Consider the following 17,025-nt stretch of genomic DNA (forward strand, 5'->3'; position numbering starts at 1 on the left):
TGGTTGATATCCCCCGTGAGGCCAGGTAGCGTATCACCGCCATGCCGTGGGTCGAGCCGGGAATCTTGATCATGAGATTGGGCGAGAGAGAGGCCAGATGCTCGGCCATCTCCTTCATGCCGGACTCGTTGCGGATGAGGCCCGGCTCCACTTGGCCGGAAATGTGCCCAAGCTTTCCGCCGGATTTCTCGAACAGGGGGAGGAATTTCTCCGCCCCGCGTTTTACCACTTCAAAGTAAACCTCCAGGAAAAGACCGTAGACCGATTTCCCCTTGTATGCTTTCCGTTTTTCGGCAATTACCTTGTCCCATTCGGCCTTACGGGCTTTCAGCACATTCCAGGACAGGGGCGGATTGGTGGTGCAGCCCTCGAATAGCCAGTTCTCCACCGGGGCGTCGAAAAACATCTCATCCACTTCGCGCCTGAACCAGGCCTTGTCGCTTTCGGCCACCATGTCCGATTTGGTGTATTCATCCTTGAAATTCGGCCAGACCAGGGGGGAGGAATCCCACCAGATTTCGGTCTCCGGGTTCAGCGCTTTCAACCTTCTCCACGGGTTATCCATCATGTTTCCTTTCCGTAGTTGTGAGTGAACAGCATATCAATTTTCCTGGACGGAAATATAGTATATCGGGGGAAGATTTGCAAGGAAGAGCGGAGAAAGGTGTCCCTAAGCCATCAGATTCCAAGCTCTTTAATTATGCTTTTAAGCACATCTGCCGAGTGACGGAGGGCATCCTTTTCCTGGTCGTTCACGGTGATACGGATAATTCTTTCTATCCCGCTTCGATTAATAACCGCGGGAACACTCATGTAGGTGTCTTCAATACCATAGTAGTCGTCAAGCAGTGTGGAAACGGTAAGAATGCTGTTTTCGTCCCTGAGGATGCTGCGGACAATTTGAGTCACAGCCAGGGCTATTGCATAGTAGGTCGCTCCCTTTTTATTTATAATCTCATAGGCCGCATTTTTAACTTTGGAAAAGATAGTATCGCGGTCAAGGTCATTGTAATCAAGTTTATAGGTTTCACAGTATGTTTTGAAGTCAACTCCGCCTATCATGACCTGACTCCAGATTGGCACCTCGCTGTCGCCATGCTCCCCAAGAATATAGCCATGAATATTGCGCGGGTCAACGCCGCAGTATTCACCTATCAGTGAGCGAAAACGCGATGTATCCAGCATTGTTCCGGAACCGAACACCCTGTTCATGGGAAAGCCGGATACCTTATGGGCAACATAGCATAATATGTCAACCGGATTTGTAACGATGAGGATAATTCGAGGATTTTGTTCGGCGATTTTGGGAATTAAGTCTTTGATAATCCCGGTATTCTTTTTCACTAAATCGAGCCTCGACTCGCCTGGTTTTTGCCCCGCCCCCGCGGAGACGATCACGATATCAGAGTTACGGCAATCCTCATAATTCCCCACTTTGATTTTACATGGTTGACTAAAGGACATTCCGTGACGGAGATCAAGAGCATGCCCTTCTGCAAGCTCACGGTTGGCATCGATAAGCACCATGCTGTTGACCAAACCGCTGTTCATGAGAGTAAAAGCGCAGGTCGCCCCTACCTGACCTGTCCCTACGATGGATATTTTACGTTCCTCAATGAATTTTTGATCTAGACGGGAAATGTATCGCTCCGGATCTTTTTCGAATGATTCTTTACACCTCCCGGTGCAGAAATAGTAGGAGGTAACTTTGGAGTGAATAGCAAATGAAGTTTCGCCGGAATTTACTTCCATTCCGCAAACCGGATCGCGCGCCATGACTTTTTCTCCTTGTTTGCGAACATAGTGAAAAAAAGTTTAAGAAAAGATGAGTGATACGATATGCACAAAAGCATTTTGTTAAGCAACACTAAAAATACATATTTTATCTATCCGAGCCCGCCGGTCCCTTTTTTACTGGAAGTATACTGAAAAATATAGTAAAATAAATATGAAAATACGATGGAATTCCGATCTTTTGTCCTATTGACCTGTAAAAAAAGTACGTTTATATGCACTATTGAACAATGTTTTTAAAAAAAGGAGACAAAAATGAACCTTCGTCCGGTCAAAAAATGTACCCGGTGTTTACGGCTTGCCGTTCTGTTTCTTTTTTTCCTCATCATGACTGTTCCTGCCGGCAATACCCAGACATTACGCCAACTGGCCGACCGGCACGGCATCTTTTACGGCGCGGCGGTGGGGTCGGCGTTCTGGGGCGCCGATTCCCTGTACAAGGAGACGCTCAAGCGCGAATGCAATATCATTGTGGCCGAGAACGTGATGAAGTTCGGCCTCATCGAACCCAGGCAAAACCAGTTCAACTGGACACGGGCGGATGATCTCGTCTCCTTCGCGCTAAAGAACAACATGAAAATCCGCGGGCACAACCTTGTCTGGCACAGCCAGTCAGAATGGGCATCCAAAGTAAACGGAAGCCGTGATGAACTGATCGCAATCATGCGAAACCATATCCTCGCCGTGGCCGGCCGCTACAAAGGAAAGATTTACGAATGGGATGTGGTCAACGAGGCCATCGATGACGGGAACGGGTTCCTGCGGGATACTTTCTGGAAGCAGAGAATCGGCGATGATTATATCGATCTGGCCTTCCGGTTCGCGCATGAGGCGGACCCGGAAGCCCTTTTGTTTTATAACGATTACAGCGGCGAGGATATGGGGGCGAAATCGGATAAAATCTACAAGCTCGTCTCCGGCATGAAACAGCGGGGCATACCTATCCATGGAGTCGGCCTCCAGTGCCATTTTACGTTCGGCAAGTTTCCGAAAGCTGAGGATATCGACAAAAACATCAAACGTCTGGCGGCGCTCGGTTTGAATGTCTCTGTCACCGAGCTTGACATACGGATGCAACTGCCCGCCGACAGCGCCAAACTCGATGAGCAGGGGAGAGAATACCAGGCTCTCATGACGGTTTTACTGAACAATCCCGCCTGCAAATCCTTCCTGACCTGGGGAATTACAGACAAATATTCCTGGATACCCCAATTCTTCAAAGGCTACGGCGCCGGGCTCCCCATCGATGAGAAATATCAACCCAAACCGGGATATGCGGGTTTGAAAACAGCGCTGCAAGAGAAAACGCAGGATAGAAAATAAAATGCATTATTTTTTTCATCGGGTGATAAACTATACAAATGGATTTTGAAATAGATGCCGAAACAAGTTCGGCATGACACGTGTCATCCTGAACTCGTTGCCGCTTCGCGGGAACGATAAAACCGTTTCAGGATCTAAACACTCAAAACATGCGCAATTATTTATGTCGTCATAAATAATCCGGGTGATGAAATTTATGAACGAGACAGCAAAGCGTTCCAGCATCGATGAAGACCATGAAGACCTTGCCGCTTTCGATGAGCGCGCAGACGAGCCGACCATGACTTATGAAGAGCTGTTGGAAGACCTCAAGGCGTATGGGAAAATTTAACCATGCAAAATCTAACTCGCATTCCTTTACGCTCATAGCGATTGTCTTTTTATCCTGTTTTTCCTTCCATCCTGACCATCCGCGGTTCAGACAATTTTTATTATTCTTTTCCAAACGCCGCATCGCCGTGATTTACAACAAACAGCGATGGTTTCCCTTTCGCGCCGAGCTTGTTCACTACCCGGACTTTGAGGGTGTTTTTTCCCGACTGGAGGAGCCATGCCCAGCGCTCACCCTTGAGCTTTTCCCAGCCGGTGTCATCCGAGTTGACCTCGAAATGGCTGAAATTCGGGGTATAGGTCTCGAAACGGAGGAACAGCCGGTCGTTAGAGACTCCCGAAGTGGCGTCCACATGCACAAGGTTCAGGTCCGGCCAGAGATCGCGGGCGCGGTCGGTGTGACGGGAGTAATGCCTCTGGTACGGGCTTTGGGTGTCGTACCAGTTGACATAACCGTCCCAGGGGGTGAACGAGTTGTGGGTCAGCGGCTTGGGATAGGGCTTGGCATACCAGTTGTTCCGGGGCACCACCCGTATGAAACCGGCGTTGATGAAACCGGACAGATAATCATGACTGCTGTAGTTGACCGGCGGCTCGTGATGGGTCAGGGAGCCGCGGCCAACCGGGAACTCCTTGTCCGGGCGCTTGTCCATCCAGCTTATCCAGTCGTGCATCCAGTCGATGGTCTTTCCGGGGAAGTAGTAATCGAGGTAGAGCTTGTGTAGCTCCTCCATGCCCAGGGGCTCGGCAGTTGCGAGCAGGTAGTTGTAATTGTTGATGCCGTCGGCGTCGAGGAATATCCACTTGCCGTACTCGTCGTTCCAGACCTCGCAGATTTCATGGAAGCTGATGTGAGTCAGCCGCGCATTCCAGCCGTAAGCCTGGAGCATGCCGCAGAGAAGGGTATTGAACATGAGGCAGTAACCGCCTGAGCCGGCGGTATCGATGCGCTTGAGGATGGAATGGGCGTCCCAGAGGGGATATTCGGGAAACGCCCCGGAATGCATCCAGCGCCCGGAAACATGGTTGAGGAGGCGGACCTGCGCCTCGAACTCGGTGCGGCTCCCTGCAATGATTTTGTCCAGGCTCTCGCGCTCGCGAAGATCGGCGTACTCCGGTCGGTCGGAGGATTCCCATTCCCAGTCGAGGGATGAATACCGGATGACCGGGTTTACCTGCTCCGTGACTTTGATGTTTTTATGGAGGGGCACGCTTTCATGGAGTTCTGCGGTCAGGCCGGCTGATTTTATCACCGGGCTTTTCAGGGGATTTTCAGTGGAGAGCACCGCCTTGAACTGCACAAAGCGCCGGTTAAGTTCCGCGCCGCCGAGTGTGAAATCCAGGGAAGCGCCGCTCCCGATAAGGCGGTACGGCTCCCATTCATCAGAGCACGGCTGCGGACTGGTTCCCCGGTGGAAGAAGTATTCTACCTTCGTTTCGGGCGGGACATCGGCGTCCACCTTCAGCCTCATTTTCTGGATTTCACGGAGCGGAACGATGAAATCGTTCGATTCCCCTTTCCAGAGGTCGATTACCGGGCTTGCCAGCCAGCCGGAGCGGACATAGCGGTCGAGACTGAGCCGTATGGTGTATTCGGCGCGATCTTTCTGTTCGGGGCCGAAAGGGCTTTCCTTCCAGGTTTTGCCGCCGTCGAAGGATTTGAACGAAGTCTCCCCCACATGGGCAGGATCGCCGCCGCCGTCTTTGAATTCATCCGCGCGGGCAAGCCAGACTTCCCATCCCTCCTCTTTCGCTGTCGCCTCCGGGCAGGCCAGATCAATGACATTCTTCCCCTTTTTCAGCCACGAGGCGGGAAATTCAAACCACCGGTAGGTGAGGGTGCTCTTATCGATCCCCCAGTCGTCGTATTTCATGGTGTTGCCGTTAATGGTAACCAAGAGCGGGCGCTTTTTTGCTTTCTGGTCAGCCGGGAGGAACCATACCTCCCGCTCGAACAGCGCCACAAACCAGGCTTTCTCAGCCCGGGGATCGTCAAGGGTGAGTATCTTCCGCGCCTGGTTCTTTCCCCAGACCACATCGCCGTCCTCCCCCTTTTCGCTGTAGCCTGACCCGGGGGCGTCGTTTTCAATGAGTACCATATTGAACAAGCTTACCCCGCCGCCCGGATGTTTCATGACCATGTTTGTGAATCCAGTATCGTAGATTTTTTCGGCGCCTCCGCCCCAGGTGGTCTGGACCGTTGTCCCCTGAGCGAAGGCATTTGTTCCCGGCAGGAAGAGGATAAAGCTTGCTATAAGTTTAAATAAATGTTTCACGTTCGCTCCCCTCTATTTTAATCGTCTGAACCACGGATGGTGTGGTTCAGACATATTACTTCGATGTCGGAACTGTAATCCCATGAATCCGGGCGATGGTGAGGCCGTAGCATTTGGCGCGGGTCTCCTGGGACACACCGCAGGCATCGAGCATTTTGTTGAACCGGATGATGTTGGCTTCAAGAGCCTCCGGGGGCTCGTCGGTGGCAAAGAGAATCTTTTCGAAAGCGGGCACAGCATCCTTGGGCATGTGCGCCTTCCCGATATGGGGAGTCCACCAGAGGAACTGCAGCCAATAACCGGGGTCGTTTTCCTTTTTTATCAGCGAGGAGCCGGACATGTCGAAATAGAGATTCCTGTTCCGCCGGGTCGCCTCTCCGGCCTCGTCATACCAGGGATTTCCGAAGTGGGCGGCGTGGATGACCAGGTTGGGATGGTTAGATGCGATATTTGCAAGGTATCCAGGACGCATCCGCGCCATCGTGCCGGTAGCATGGATGCCGGTATGGGGCGCTATCGGCATGCCGAGCTTCTCCGCCAGAGTCCAGACAGGTTCGTATTTTTGGTCGTCATAATTCCATTGCTTTGTGGCGAACACCTCTCCCAGGCCTTTGAATCCCATGGCTTTGACCCTTTTAATATCATCGAGCACAGTCGGGCTGTCAATGTCTATCGCGGCATAAGGGATTACCCGATCCGGGTGAGCTTTGGCGAACCGTATGCCCCGGTCCAGATTTCGCATCGGCACAAGGATGCAGGCCATGGCGTTGTGTTTGGTATAGATTTCAAGGAAGGATTTTTCCCAGGCGTCGGTTGCCTGGTAATGGATGTGGGAATCGATGATGAAAGACGGCGTCGAGGTGTTCGGTTCCGACCCGGCATTTCCGTTCCATGCAAACAGGGTGAATGCAAGCGTGGTGAAAAGGAAAAGTTTTGTATTCATGGAGCCTCCCCAAGGATGATTCATGTTACACTGCTTCTCTGGCTCTCCATCCAGATATAGATCGGATAAATATTGTTTACATATTTATACGACCCGGAGCCACCTTCTTCATCATGTATAATTATTCCCAAATCTTTCATTCTCCGTAAAAAATTGTGGAAAACTTTAAGCTCTGTCGGATTTAGCCTTTTTTCTATGTCGCTTTTCCTGAAATTACTTGCCTCACCGAGCTTCCTGAGAATTGATATATATCGGACGCTTCGGATGGCTCGGTATACTTTCGGGTCAAGGTACTTTTTCCCAATTCTTTCAGCAGCTTCGATAATACCCAATGTCGCATCAACTTTATAAATAACCATATCATCATTGCGATGGTAGACAGCGTCTCCAATTTCATGCATAAGGATGGGAAGACCGCTCGAATATATCACCATTATCTTCATGGCTTCGGTTTCAACTTTTACTTTGATAAGTTCAAATGCTTTCTCAAAGAAACCCTGAACTTCTAAATCTGATAGTTTATCAATTTCGACAACCCTAAAAACTCTCATAAGAGAAGGTTGATTCCTGCTTAACTGGTCTCTTATCTCGGGAAGCCCAATAGGCATCATAATAACAGGGAAATGATGAAAATGCGTCGCTGCGGTATCGACAAAACTTTTATACCAGTCAGCAAAATCAGAGGTCCTGGATATCCCATTAATATCGTCCAGAACGATGAATAATCCTTTTTTTTCATCTTTGATTTTCTCTATCAGATTGGAAAGGGCCTCAGGAAAGTTCCTGACCAGGATTTTTAAATCCTCTTCCCGCGGATTGAAACCAACGGAAATCCCAAAAAGGCCTATAGACTGAATATATTTTCCGAAAAATTCTGATATTTTCGAAAACCAATTTTGAGTATTGGCTTCTTTTAAAATCTGCTCAAAAATTCGCCGGACAAGCTCCTCAAGAGTTGCCACTCCTCCTAAAAAACATGAATGGTAAGGAAGTTCTCATTCTTTATCACCCATTGCCGGATAAAGCTTGCAAGAGAACTTTTCCCAATACCGCGTTCACCAGATAGAAATACATTCTCCTGTTTTCCGGCTGCCGTCTGTTTTACATATCGAATAATTTCTTGAATCTGTGCAGTCCGTCCGACAAATAACTCGACTGGAACGGGAGACCCAGGTTTGAATGGGCTGTCTTCTTTCATGATTTATCCTTTCATCACTACAAAAACAATTCGTTCAAAATAGACGCATTCCCAGCATAAAGCAAAATAATACAGTCCGGCACAATAAGCAATTCAATGAGAGCTACACGGTATTATTTCGTTTGTACGCTCCTGAAGCAGGAGCGCAGGCCATGATGTCGCTCAGGGACACTTCCGGATGGTGATACCGTTTATATAGGTGAGTTTTTTTTCCGTACTGAATTGCTTCACGCGGGCACCACTGGATGCAGGCAAGGCATTGCTCGCAGCTGTGGCGCCAGGCAGGTCTGCCATCCACCATCCCGATATTCGACGCGGGACAGGTTTTTTCACAGATACCGCAGGAATTGCATTTTTCATCAGTATGGAAAGATTTGTCCATTTCCGCAACATGTTTAACCGACATACGGTACAACCAGGAGAAAAGGATATTCTGCCAAAAGGGACCCTTCTCCATCGGAACCACTTTCTTTTGCGAAATCTCATGGGAGATGCGTTTGATTTTGTTATCAGCTCTGGTAATTCTTTCCTTCCATTTCTCCTCCGGACCGGGACTTCCCCAGGGGATATAGTTCGACGGCATGACAAGATCGTATCCGGCAGACAGGGCTATTCCTTTACCGGCCATCACTTTCCTGAGCTGGATGAGCGTTGCGGCCACCTGGCCGCCGTTCACCGCCACCGCGAAATAATAGTGCGATGTGTCAGCGGGAAGGAGGTCGATAAACTGAAGCACCTTGTGGGGAACTCCCCAGATATGCACCGGGAAGACCAGACCGACACTGCCTCCCGAAACGCCCGGAGAAACCGCCTCGATCTTCGATATGGGGTGCAGAGCTGCGCCACCGAGCTCATCCGCCAAACGACGCGCAGTCCATAGAGAATTCCCGGTCCCGGAATAGAAATAGATATCAGTGTTCATTAATTCTGCTCCAATTCTCTTATCATGGATTCTATCGCGGTAAAAAGAGGCGGCAAATCTCTCTCAATTATGCTCCAAATCTGAAATACATTTAATCCAAGGTAGTCATGAACGACTACATTTCGAAATCCGCCAATATCTCGCCAAGGTATTTCCGGATGACGGTCTTTCAGTGTAACTGATAACCGTTGAGTGGACTCGGAGAGTTCCTGCAGTTCACGAATCGTTGCTTTCTGTGTCTTGCGGTCTGATAAAAATTTGCCTTGTCCTTCCTTAGTATAAATCTGAATGGCTTCGATACACTCACGGATATGGCGGAGATACACCCGATCATCTTTCATAAAAGTACGGCCTCCTGGCATACACTGTCCCGTATATCTTCACGGAGCGATTCTGCTTCCACAACATCAACTCTCCTTCCGAGCAGCGCCTCGAGGTCGGCCACCAGACCGCCCGGAAACCAGGGGGGTGTGGGGCCATTTACTTCTATCAGAAAATCAACATCACTATCCAGAGACGCATCCCCCCGGGCTACGGAGCCGAAAACTTGTATCCTGCCGACCCCGTGTTTGCGGGCGATGCGGAGAATCTCCATGCGTTTTTCCCGCAGCAGATCAGGTATTTCTCTTCTCGGAATGGACTTTTCCGGCATCTGATTTCGCCCTCCACAGCATTAGATAATGGTTGCCTGAATTCTGTATTTCAGTCTTTCGTATAATTCATCTCCGGTTTCCCAGACAATAATGTTGTAATGATTCACATCGAAATGAACTACTTCTAAATCAGCTTTTTTGCATGTATAAATGACCGGCAAGCCTAATCCAAGAGCAAAACCCGCTTCAAAATAAACGCCGCCCCTGTTTCCGGTAAAATCAGCGATGAGGAATTTACTTTTACGGATTTCTGCGATTATCTGGTCGCAGATATTGTCATTATGTTCTTTTTGAGAGATGTTGAGAGGTTTATAGTCAGTTTCTTCGACAGCCTTCATAATATATTTGTTGTAAATTTCCAACATTTCGGGAGAGAAACACATTGCCACAAAACACTGGGTACTATTGACAACTTCCTTTTGCAGGTTTTCTGCTCGCTGAATGCCATCTATTGTAAGCGAAACCAAATTTGAATTTGATGATCTTGAAAGTATCAAGTAATTCAAATCGCGAAGTGCTCTTAACATCTGTATCAGTTCTTCACTGTTTTTCGCATAAGCTATTGCGGGAATATTATCATAAATATCTAATTTTTTATAAAGGTGTTCCGTTTTTCGATAGATGTGCAGCAGTAACTTATCCAATTTCTCCATCGTGGTTTTTGGAATCATTGGAGAAGACAGCATGCTTTCATAGTTTTTATTTGTGATAAGCCCAATAGGCCGATTCAATTCATTCATCTCTCTGATGTATCCAGAAAATAAATGATTTTTCCCTTTATACTTTCTTTCTATTTCACCATATGTAGAATTATAACTGGGTAAATCTTGAGAAGCTTCCAAACTAATGTTATATTTACCACAGTTTTGGCATGAGCAATTATAAATTCCATTATGGGAAATCTTCTCTATTGTCTGTTCACAAAAAACACATTGTGAGTTCCACATTTTTTTCTCCCTTGTAATGCTTATGTAAGTCCCCCTTCGGGGGATTTAGGAGGCTGCAACTTAAGCGATCAAAGATGCCATATTAACTCAAGTAATATGCCCTTATTCCATTTCCCGGAGCAATGCCTTTTTATCATAAAAAAAATCCTGCATTCTTTTTTCTTCCCCCCTTGCTTTTCACCCAAAATACCATATATTGTATGAAGAAGAAAACACACTACAGTATATTCTTCCGGCTTTACTAAAACCTCTTCTCACCCAAACACTTACGGATTCATCGCCATGGAAAATTCCTGCGGGTTCGTCCACCTTCATACCCATACCATGTACTCGCTCCTGGACGGCGCTATAAGGCCGAAAGAGCTGATCGCCGCCGCCAAAGAGTGGGGCATGGGCGCCGCCGCCATCACCGACCACGGCAACATGTTCGGCGCGGTGGAATTCTACCTCAAGGCCAAAGAGGCGGGCATCAATCCCATTATCGGCTCGGAAGTGTATGTGGCCATCGAGGGGATGAAATCACGGCGAGCCGCCCGGGGAAACAATGACGGCGCCAATCACCTCGTGCTTCTGGCCGCGACCGACCAGGGATACCGCAACCTGATGAAAATCGTCTCCCTCGGATATCTCGAAGGATTCTACTACAAGCCCCGGATCGACAAAACCGTTCTCCGCGAATACCACGAGGGACTGATCGCCATGACCGCGTGCCTCGGCGGGGAAATCCCCCAGCTCATCCTGCAGGGCAATCCTCAGGAGGCGGAACAGGCGGCTCTCGAATACGCCGACATCTTTGGGAAAGACAACTTTTTCCTGGAGCTCCACGATCACGGCATCGAGGCTGAAAAGACCGCACGAAGGGGTATTGTGGAGATATCCCGGAGGACCGGGATAGGTCTTGTTGCATCGAACGATGCTCACTACCTGCTGGCCGGGCACGCCGATTCCCACGATGTTCTCCTCTGCATCGCCACCGGAAAAATTCTCGAAGACGAGAACCGTCTGAAAATGGAGACCAAGGAGTTCTATCTGAAATCTCCGGACGAGATGAAAGCCCTCTTTTCCGACTATCCGGAAGCCATCGAAAACACTGTGCGGATCGCCGAACGGTGCAATGTTACCATAAAAACCGGAGAATTCTATCCGGTGAAATTCGAAGTGCCGGTGGATTTCGAGGGAAACACCGACGACTACCTGGCGAATGTTGCAGAAATTGGTCTCCACGACCGGTACGGCGACCGTGCGGAGGAATACCGCGAGCGCATGCTGTATGAGTTGGACATCATCAAAAAGATGGGATTCTCGGATTATTTTCTGGCCATCTACGACTGCACCCGGGCGGCGCGTGAGATGGGCATCCCTGTCGGAACCGCGCGCGGCTCGGCGGGCGGCTCGATTGTGGCGTACGCCATCGGGATCACAAACCTTGACCCCATGTCCTACGGTCTTATCTTCGAGCGCTTCCTCAATCCGGAGCGGGTCAGCATGCCCGATTTCGATGTGGATTACGCCGACCGGTACCGTGAGAAAATGCTCGATTATGTGAAGAACAAGTATGGCGCCGACCATGTCTGCCAGATCATTACGTTCGGCTCGATGAAAGCAAAGCTGGTGGTGCGTGATGTAGGCAGGGTGCTCAACATGCCCTATGCGGATGTTGACGCCATCGCCAAGCTTATTCCCAACGATTTGGGTACCACCCTGGAGAAAGCTTTCGAACTTGTACCGGAGCTCAGCGCGCTGGAAAAAAAGGATGAAATTCACCGCCAGCTCTTCCGTCACGCCCGCATACTCGAAGGGCTGAACCGTCACGCCGGAACCCACGCCGCCGGGGTTATCATCACTCCCGGGCCATGCACCGAGTATCTCCCGCTCTACAAGCAGAACGAGGACATCACCAGCCAGTACACCATGGAGTATGTGGAGAAGATCGGCTGCCTCAAGGTGGATTTTCTCGGCCTCCGCACGCTGACTGTCATCAAGGATGCGGTGGACATGCTCAACGCCCGCGGGGAAAAGGTGGATATCAACTCCATTCCCATTGACGACCCCGATGTCTACCGCCTCATGGGCCTGGGCGAAACCATCGGCATATTCCAGTTTGAAAGCGCCGGGATGCGCGATTACCTGCGGAAGCTCAAACCCTCCTGCATCGACGATCTCATCGCCATGAACGCCCTCTACCGGCCCGGCCCGCTCGGCTCCAACATGGTGGACGATTTTATCGAGCGGAAACAGGGCGTCAAGGAAATTAAGTATCTTCATCCGCTCCTTGAACCTGTGCTCAAAGAAACCTACGGCGTTATCGTCTACCAGGAACAGGTGATGAAGATCGCCAATGTGCTTTCCGGATTCTCTCTCGGAGCGGCGGACGAGCTGCGCCGCGCCATGGGAAAGAAGAAACCCGAAGTCATGGCTAAAATGAAAAGCCGGTTCATCGGCGGCGCTCATGATAAGGGGATCGATGACTCTATCGCGGCCGAGGTGTTCGATCTCATGGCCTTTTTCGCCGGATACGGTTTCAATAAATCCCATTCGGCCGGGTATGCCATACTCGCCTACCAGACCGCATGGCTCAAGGTGAAATATCCGGCGGAGCTTATGGCGGCGACCCTGTCCTCGGAAATGAACGACATCGACCGCATCGTGGTGCTCATCGAAGAATGCCGGCGGATGAACATAGAGGTGCTTCCCCCCGATGTGAACCGGTCATTCGCCGTATTTACCGTGGAGAACGGGAATGTGCGGTTCGGGCTTGGCGCCATCAAGAATGTCGGGCTGGGCGCGATTGAATCCATTGTCGCCGCCCACAGCGAGAAAGAGCTGTTCAAGAACCTCCATGATTTCTGCTCGCGGGTCGATCTCAAGGCGCTCAACAAGCGAATGCTCGAATCCCTGGTCATGGCCGGGGCGATGGATTCTTTCGGGGCGGAGCGCGCCAGGCTCACAGCGGGAATCGATCCGGCAGTGGAGTATTCCCAGATGGAACAGCGTGAGCGGGCAATGGGGCAGATAAACCTTTTCGGCGAGCTAGCCGGTACCGGCGCGGATATGTTCGATGCGGCGGAGCTTCCCAAGGTTCCCTCCTGGAATCGTTTGGAAAAGCTGGCCAAGGAAAAATCGGTGCTGGGCTTCTGGTTTTCCGGCCACCCGCTCGAAGGCTACCAGGACGAGTTGAAAGCTTTCGCCACCCCGTTCAAATTCCTGGTGACCAAAAAAGACCGCGACCCTGTGACCGTCGGGGGTGTGGTCACCTCCATCTCCCGCAAGACCAGCAAGAAGAACGACAAGCCGCTCCTCGTGGTAAGGCTCGAGGACCTGGAGGGCAGCGGTGAGGTCATTTTCATGAACGGCGCGTTCGATGACTGCAAGGATCAGCTTGCTGTGGATTCCATGATCCTTGTCGAGGGCGCTGTCTCCGCACGCAACGACCCGCCGAGCGTCTGGGCCAACAGTATCGAGGACCTCACGACTTCCCGTGAAAAACGCTCCAAGGGTATCACCATAACCCTCTCCACCCTGGATCTCACTCCGCACGACCTTGATACGGTGATCGACTCTTGCCGGAAATATCCGGGGAATCTTCCTCTCTCCATCAGGCTCTCCACCGAGACCACCGGCGATTACCGGGTGAAATGCAAAAAATTCACCGTTTCCCCGGACCGTCATCTCATACGGGAGCTGCGGGTGATACTTGGTAAGGAAAATGTGGCGCTGGGGTGAAAGACAAGGCACAAAGAAAAAGATTGTCTGAACCGGTGATTCGCGTGATTTAAATGATAAAAGATGAGGAAAAAAGGAAAAAGACAGAAGAAAAAAGACAAGAATATTTCAATCAGGATTACTACTTGTTTCTTCTGGAAATTAATACCGTTCTTATCTCCTCAGTACTGTAAATTCTCCCGATATCTGTATCCGCTATCCCTCTTTCGACAGAATCAAGAAAAGATTTTCTATATACCAGTTCGTCGTAGTCTTTTGGTGACAAGAGAACTCCGGCCGGTTTTATCCTTGTATCTTTTCCAAATGTCCAACACATTTCGTCGTTTTCTCTCCTTAGTTCCGGTTCAACCCCATTTCCCGACTAAGCAATTTCGACTTCCATCGCACTTCCATATTTTTGATATCGTCTGTCGTTGAAGCTGTTCCAGCAACTTCCAGGATCGACACTTGGTAGTCGCTGGCATCTCGACTTTTTAGGGCAACATCACCACCATGACCAGTTTGTACATAGACTTGCCACCGACCCCAGAAACCATCCTCGCCATATGCTGCGCCTACATACTGTTCTTTTGTCCTGGGGCATGTAAGTAGGTAGATTCCTTTTGAAGACCGGAAGGCTGTTACCCAGCCAGCAGGAAGCTTGTCAAGCTTTGAAAGAGACTCTATAAAGTTCAGAAAACCGGGGAATTCAGGTTCCTTAAACTCTGTGAGAAGTTTTGTAACACGCTTATTCTGCTTCTCAGCCCGTTGAATCCATGCGCGCTCTCCCTGACCCCAATCTATAAATAGCTTCCCAATGAGATCGCTGAGGTCGTTTTCCAGTATGAGATCGTAAACATCAAGGCTTCCTGCCTTGTCCATGCCCCCGTCTATATGGGGTTTTGGTGTGTCTATGTCTAAAAGTCCGCGATACTTCGCCCCATAGATTCCAACAAACATGGTCTCTTCGCTTGGTGTCACGACAAATGATGCCCAGTATGGCGCCTTGAACTTCTTACGGTTGTTTATGCTTTGTGTTGATTGATATAGATCAAACTGTTCGCGATTGTCACGCCATAATTCATATGGAGTGCGACCTTTTGTGGCCCGTTTGTCTTTGTGACGCAGAAGACGGACATCGCTCAAGCTCAGGCCAACCTCTAATAGAATAGTGTTAAACATGATAGGCATGATTGTCATTCTCCAATAGCCCAACATTGTTTATACGGATCGGCATAACACCCCAATACCGTTATACAATACATGTCCCTCTTGAATGATTTGAAAGACTATTTATCGATTGAATGATACTTTTCCCTCATTGAATTTGTGAATCAACATTGATATGAGGGATTGATAGGGCAGCCCCTCTTCAATTGCTTTAGCCTGAATTTTCTTTAAATCTCGTTCAGTCATTCGAATATTGATCCTTTTTTGTTTGTTCAGGCTAGAGCGTGCATACTCCTCGTATTGCTTTTTATCATTCTCAGTGAGATCAGAAACCCATTCTTCATTATCAAATGATTGCGACAATTCCAATTCGTCTTTATCCATAACATCAGTATTTTTCATTATTTACCCACCAATCTCTTCTCCCGGTTCTTGCTAAGATAACTGCAGGGCGAAGCTTAGAGTTTGTTAAATCTGAAAACGGAAACGGAACGAGAATTACTGCACCGACTGTAGGTGTTGCCACGCCGCTTCCTCCTCTGGTCTATCCCAATCCTCGGATAGCGCTGATTCACTCAAAAGTGCAGTTTCAGATACATCGGTATTAGGTGCTTCATCAAGGATAGTGACTAAAGCCCGTCTCGATGCAGTGAGTTTCACAGCTTCTAATAAATGCACTTCACCGTCTTGATCGATAATTGCCTCAAAAGTTTTTATCATAAAAAAACCTCCGTAACTATTCTCTTGGTTACAAATCATGGTCGTTCTAACACATTATATAAACACAAGAATATTCTATGTCAAGAGGAAAAGACCGCCCATTTGACTGAGCGTTCAGACCTTATGCATCGCGCCGAGCGCATGGCTAGTACGCCGGAAGCAAGCAGTATCTTCCTATCAAAATTCAAAGCCAATGCCCATCCCTTTGGCGGCATTGGCAAGCGGTTTGTCCTTGGTCCAAAGGCGGACATTAGACAGAATTGCTGATGCAAGTATATGTACATCTACATACCCAAGGCCTTTACCCATCAATCGATTGTTATCAATGAAGACGATGATTTCCTCAATATCTGCGACGGTGCTCGTGGGAAGAGCATGGAGTAAAGCCAAAATTTCAACCCTGTTCTCGATGTTCCCGCAAGCCAGTTCGCCTATAACGAACGGATGGATCAACACGCGCCCTTCATCCAATAATTCGATGAGGCGATTATGACCGTACCGAAGATGCTCCACCCAGATCGACGTGTCAACCAGCACCATTTCATTCACTGACCGGTCTCCGTCTTCCGGGTATTCTCAATCCTTTTTCGGTGCCGCCAAGCCGTGCAAGCCTTCTTGAGCTTTCACGAGCGATCAACGTTTCAAGGCCAAGCCTTACCAATGAAGTTTTCTCCTTGATTCCCGTCATCTGGCTGGCCTTCATTATCAGCTCGTCGTCAATATTCAGAGTAGTTCTCATGGCATATCCCTTCCTTTAAGATATGAATGGATCATGAATCATAATATGCATGAATTATATGTATAGCGCAAAGGATTTTTTGGGGGGGCAAGGTAGATGCAGGGGATCAATACGATTAACCCTAATTATGCATGTAAAAGAGATTTTAGTCTCTGTTAACGTTAAAACTACAGCCCCCTAAATCCCCCAAAGGGGGACTTAAAAGACTGCAATACAAGGCTTAATTGGTTTTTTTAAAAAAGTTACACCTTCACATTTTCATCTTTACCGCGAAAAGTCCCCCTTCGGGGGATTTAGGGGGCTGCACT

17 protein-coding genes and 1 pseudogene are annotated in these 17,025 nt (G+C 49.1%); 3 read left to right on the forward strand and 15 right to left on the reverse strand.

Annotation, left to right across the window (positions count from 1 at the left end):
• Positions 1–568 (reverse strand): transaldolase family protein (locus tag Q8O92_01905; protein MDP2982068.1); only part of this gene is annotated, 568 nt, incomplete at its 3' end.
• Between the two features lie 110 nt (positions 569–678).
• On the reverse strand, positions 679–1,776 hold the full coding sequence (locus Q8O92_01910; GenBank protein ID MDP2982069.1) for an L-lactate dehydrogenase: 1,098 nt from the start codon (positions 1,774–1,776) through the stop codon (positions 679–681).
• A 273-nt stretch (positions 1,777–2,049) separates the two neighbouring features.
• Between Q8O92_01910 and Q8O92_01915 the strand changes: the two genes are divergently transcribed.
• Both Q8O92_01915 and Q8O92_01920 read left to right on the forward strand, forming a co-directional pair.
• Positions 2,050–3,117, forward strand: a complete 1,068-nt coding sequence (locus Q8O92_01915) for an endo-1,4-beta-xylanase (protein ID MDP2982070.1) — start codon at positions 2,050–2,052, stop codon at positions 3,115–3,117.
• A 196-nt stretch (positions 3,118–3,313) separates the two neighbouring features.
• Positions 3,314–3,448: pseudogene (locus tag Q8O92_01920) on the forward strand (CopG family transcriptional regulator).
• Positions 3,449–3,548: 100 nt separating this feature from the next.
• Here the strand turns inward: Q8O92_01920 and Q8O92_01925 are convergent.
• From Q8O92_01925 to Q8O92_01960, 8 genes are all read right to left on the reverse strand, one after another.
• The gene (locus Q8O92_01925; GenBank protein MDP2982071.1) at positions 3,549–5,723 is read right to left on the reverse strand and encodes a hypothetical protein; all 2,175 of its coding nucleotides are present in this window, start codon (positions 5,721–5,723) and stop codon (positions 3,549–3,551) included.
• 55 nt (positions 5,724–5,778) lie between these two features.
• A complete protein-coding gene (locus Q8O92_01930) occupies positions 5,779–6,666 on the reverse strand; it encodes an amidohydrolase family protein (GenBank protein MDP2982072.1) in 888 nt (295 codons plus the stop codon).
• Positions 6,667–6,686: 20 nt separating this feature from the next.
• Positions 6,687–7,628 (reverse strand): hypothetical protein, encoded by a 942-nt coding sequence (locus Q8O92_01935; GenBank protein ID MDP2982073.1) that lies wholly within the window; start codon positions 7,626–7,628, stop codon positions 6,687–6,689.
• A 5-nt stretch (positions 7,629–7,633) separates the two neighbouring features.
• Positions 7,634–7,864, reverse strand: a complete 231-nt coding sequence (locus Q8O92_01940) for an ATP-binding protein (GenBank protein ID MDP2982074.1) — start codon at positions 7,862–7,864, stop codon at positions 7,634–7,636.
• Positions 7,865–7,967: 103 nt separating this feature from the next.
• On the reverse strand, positions 7,968–8,786 hold the full coding sequence (locus Q8O92_01945; protein MDP2982075.1) for an EFR1 family ferrodoxin: 819 nt from the start codon (positions 8,784–8,786) through the stop codon (positions 7,968–7,970).
• Positions 8,786–9,127: a DUF86 domain-containing protein gene (locus Q8O92_01950; protein MDP2982076.1), complete on the reverse strand. Its 342-nt coding sequence runs from the start codon at positions 9,125–9,127 to the stop codon at positions 8,786–8,788. Before Q8O92_01950 ends, Q8O92_01945 begins: the two co-directional genes overlap by 1 nt.
• On the reverse strand, positions 9,124–9,438 hold the full coding sequence (locus tag Q8O92_01955) for a nucleotidyltransferase domain-containing protein (protein MDP2982077.1): 315 nt from the start codon (positions 9,436–9,438) through the stop codon (positions 9,124–9,126). The genes Q8O92_01950 and Q8O92_01955 overlap by 4 nt, the downstream gene beginning before the upstream one ends.
• Before the next feature lie 21 nt (positions 9,439–9,459).
• Positions 9,460–10,386 (reverse strand): hypothetical protein, encoded by a 927-nt coding sequence (locus Q8O92_01960; protein MDP2982078.1) that lies wholly within the window; start codon positions 10,384–10,386, stop codon positions 9,460–9,462.
• Positions 10,387–10,668: 282 nt separating this feature from the next.
• On the opposite strand from Q8O92_01960, the gene Q8O92_01965 reads away from it, so the two are divergent.
• The gene (locus tag Q8O92_01965) at positions 10,669–14,109 is read left to right on the forward strand and encodes a DNA polymerase III subunit alpha (GenBank protein MDP2982079.1); all 3,441 of its coding nucleotides are present in this window, start codon (positions 10,669–10,671) and stop codon (positions 14,107–14,109) included.
• A 333-nt stretch (positions 14,110–14,442) separates the two neighbouring features.
• Here the strand turns inward: Q8O92_01965 and Q8O92_01970 are convergent, their stop codons facing one another.
• The 5 genes from Q8O92_01970 to Q8O92_01990 form a co-directional block, all read right to left on the reverse strand.
• Positions 14,443–15,279, reverse strand: a complete 837-nt coding sequence (locus Q8O92_01970; protein MDP2982080.1) for a GIY-YIG nuclease family protein — start codon at positions 15,277–15,279, stop codon at positions 14,443–14,445.
• Positions 15,280–15,381: 102 nt separating this feature from the next.
• On the reverse strand, positions 15,382–15,660 hold the full coding sequence (locus Q8O92_01975; GenBank protein ID MDP2982081.1) for an antitoxin: 279 nt from the start codon (positions 15,658–15,660) through the stop codon (positions 15,382–15,384).
• Between the two features lie 96 nt (positions 15,661–15,756).
• Positions 15,757–15,978 (reverse strand): hypothetical protein, encoded by a 222-nt coding sequence (locus tag Q8O92_01980; GenBank protein ID MDP2982082.1) that lies wholly within the window; start codon positions 15,976–15,978, stop codon positions 15,757–15,759.
• A 177-nt stretch (positions 15,979–16,155) separates the two neighbouring features.
• Complete coding sequence (locus tag Q8O92_01985) at positions 16,156–16,518, reverse strand: PIN domain-containing protein (protein ID MDP2982083.1); 363 nt, start codon at positions 16,516–16,518, stop codon at positions 16,156–16,158.
• 1 nt (position 16,519) lies between these two features.
• Positions 16,520–16,717: a type II toxin-antitoxin system VapB family antitoxin gene (locus Q8O92_01990; GenBank protein MDP2982084.1), complete on the reverse strand. Its 198-nt coding sequence runs from the start codon at positions 16,715–16,717 to the stop codon at positions 16,520–16,522.
• Positions 16,718–17,025: the final 308 nt, after the last annotated feature.

This window comes from Candidatus Latescibacter sp., from assembly GCA_030692375.1.
Classification (GTDB): Bacteria; Latescibacterota; Latescibacteria; order Latescibacterales; family Latescibacteraceae; genus JAUYCD01.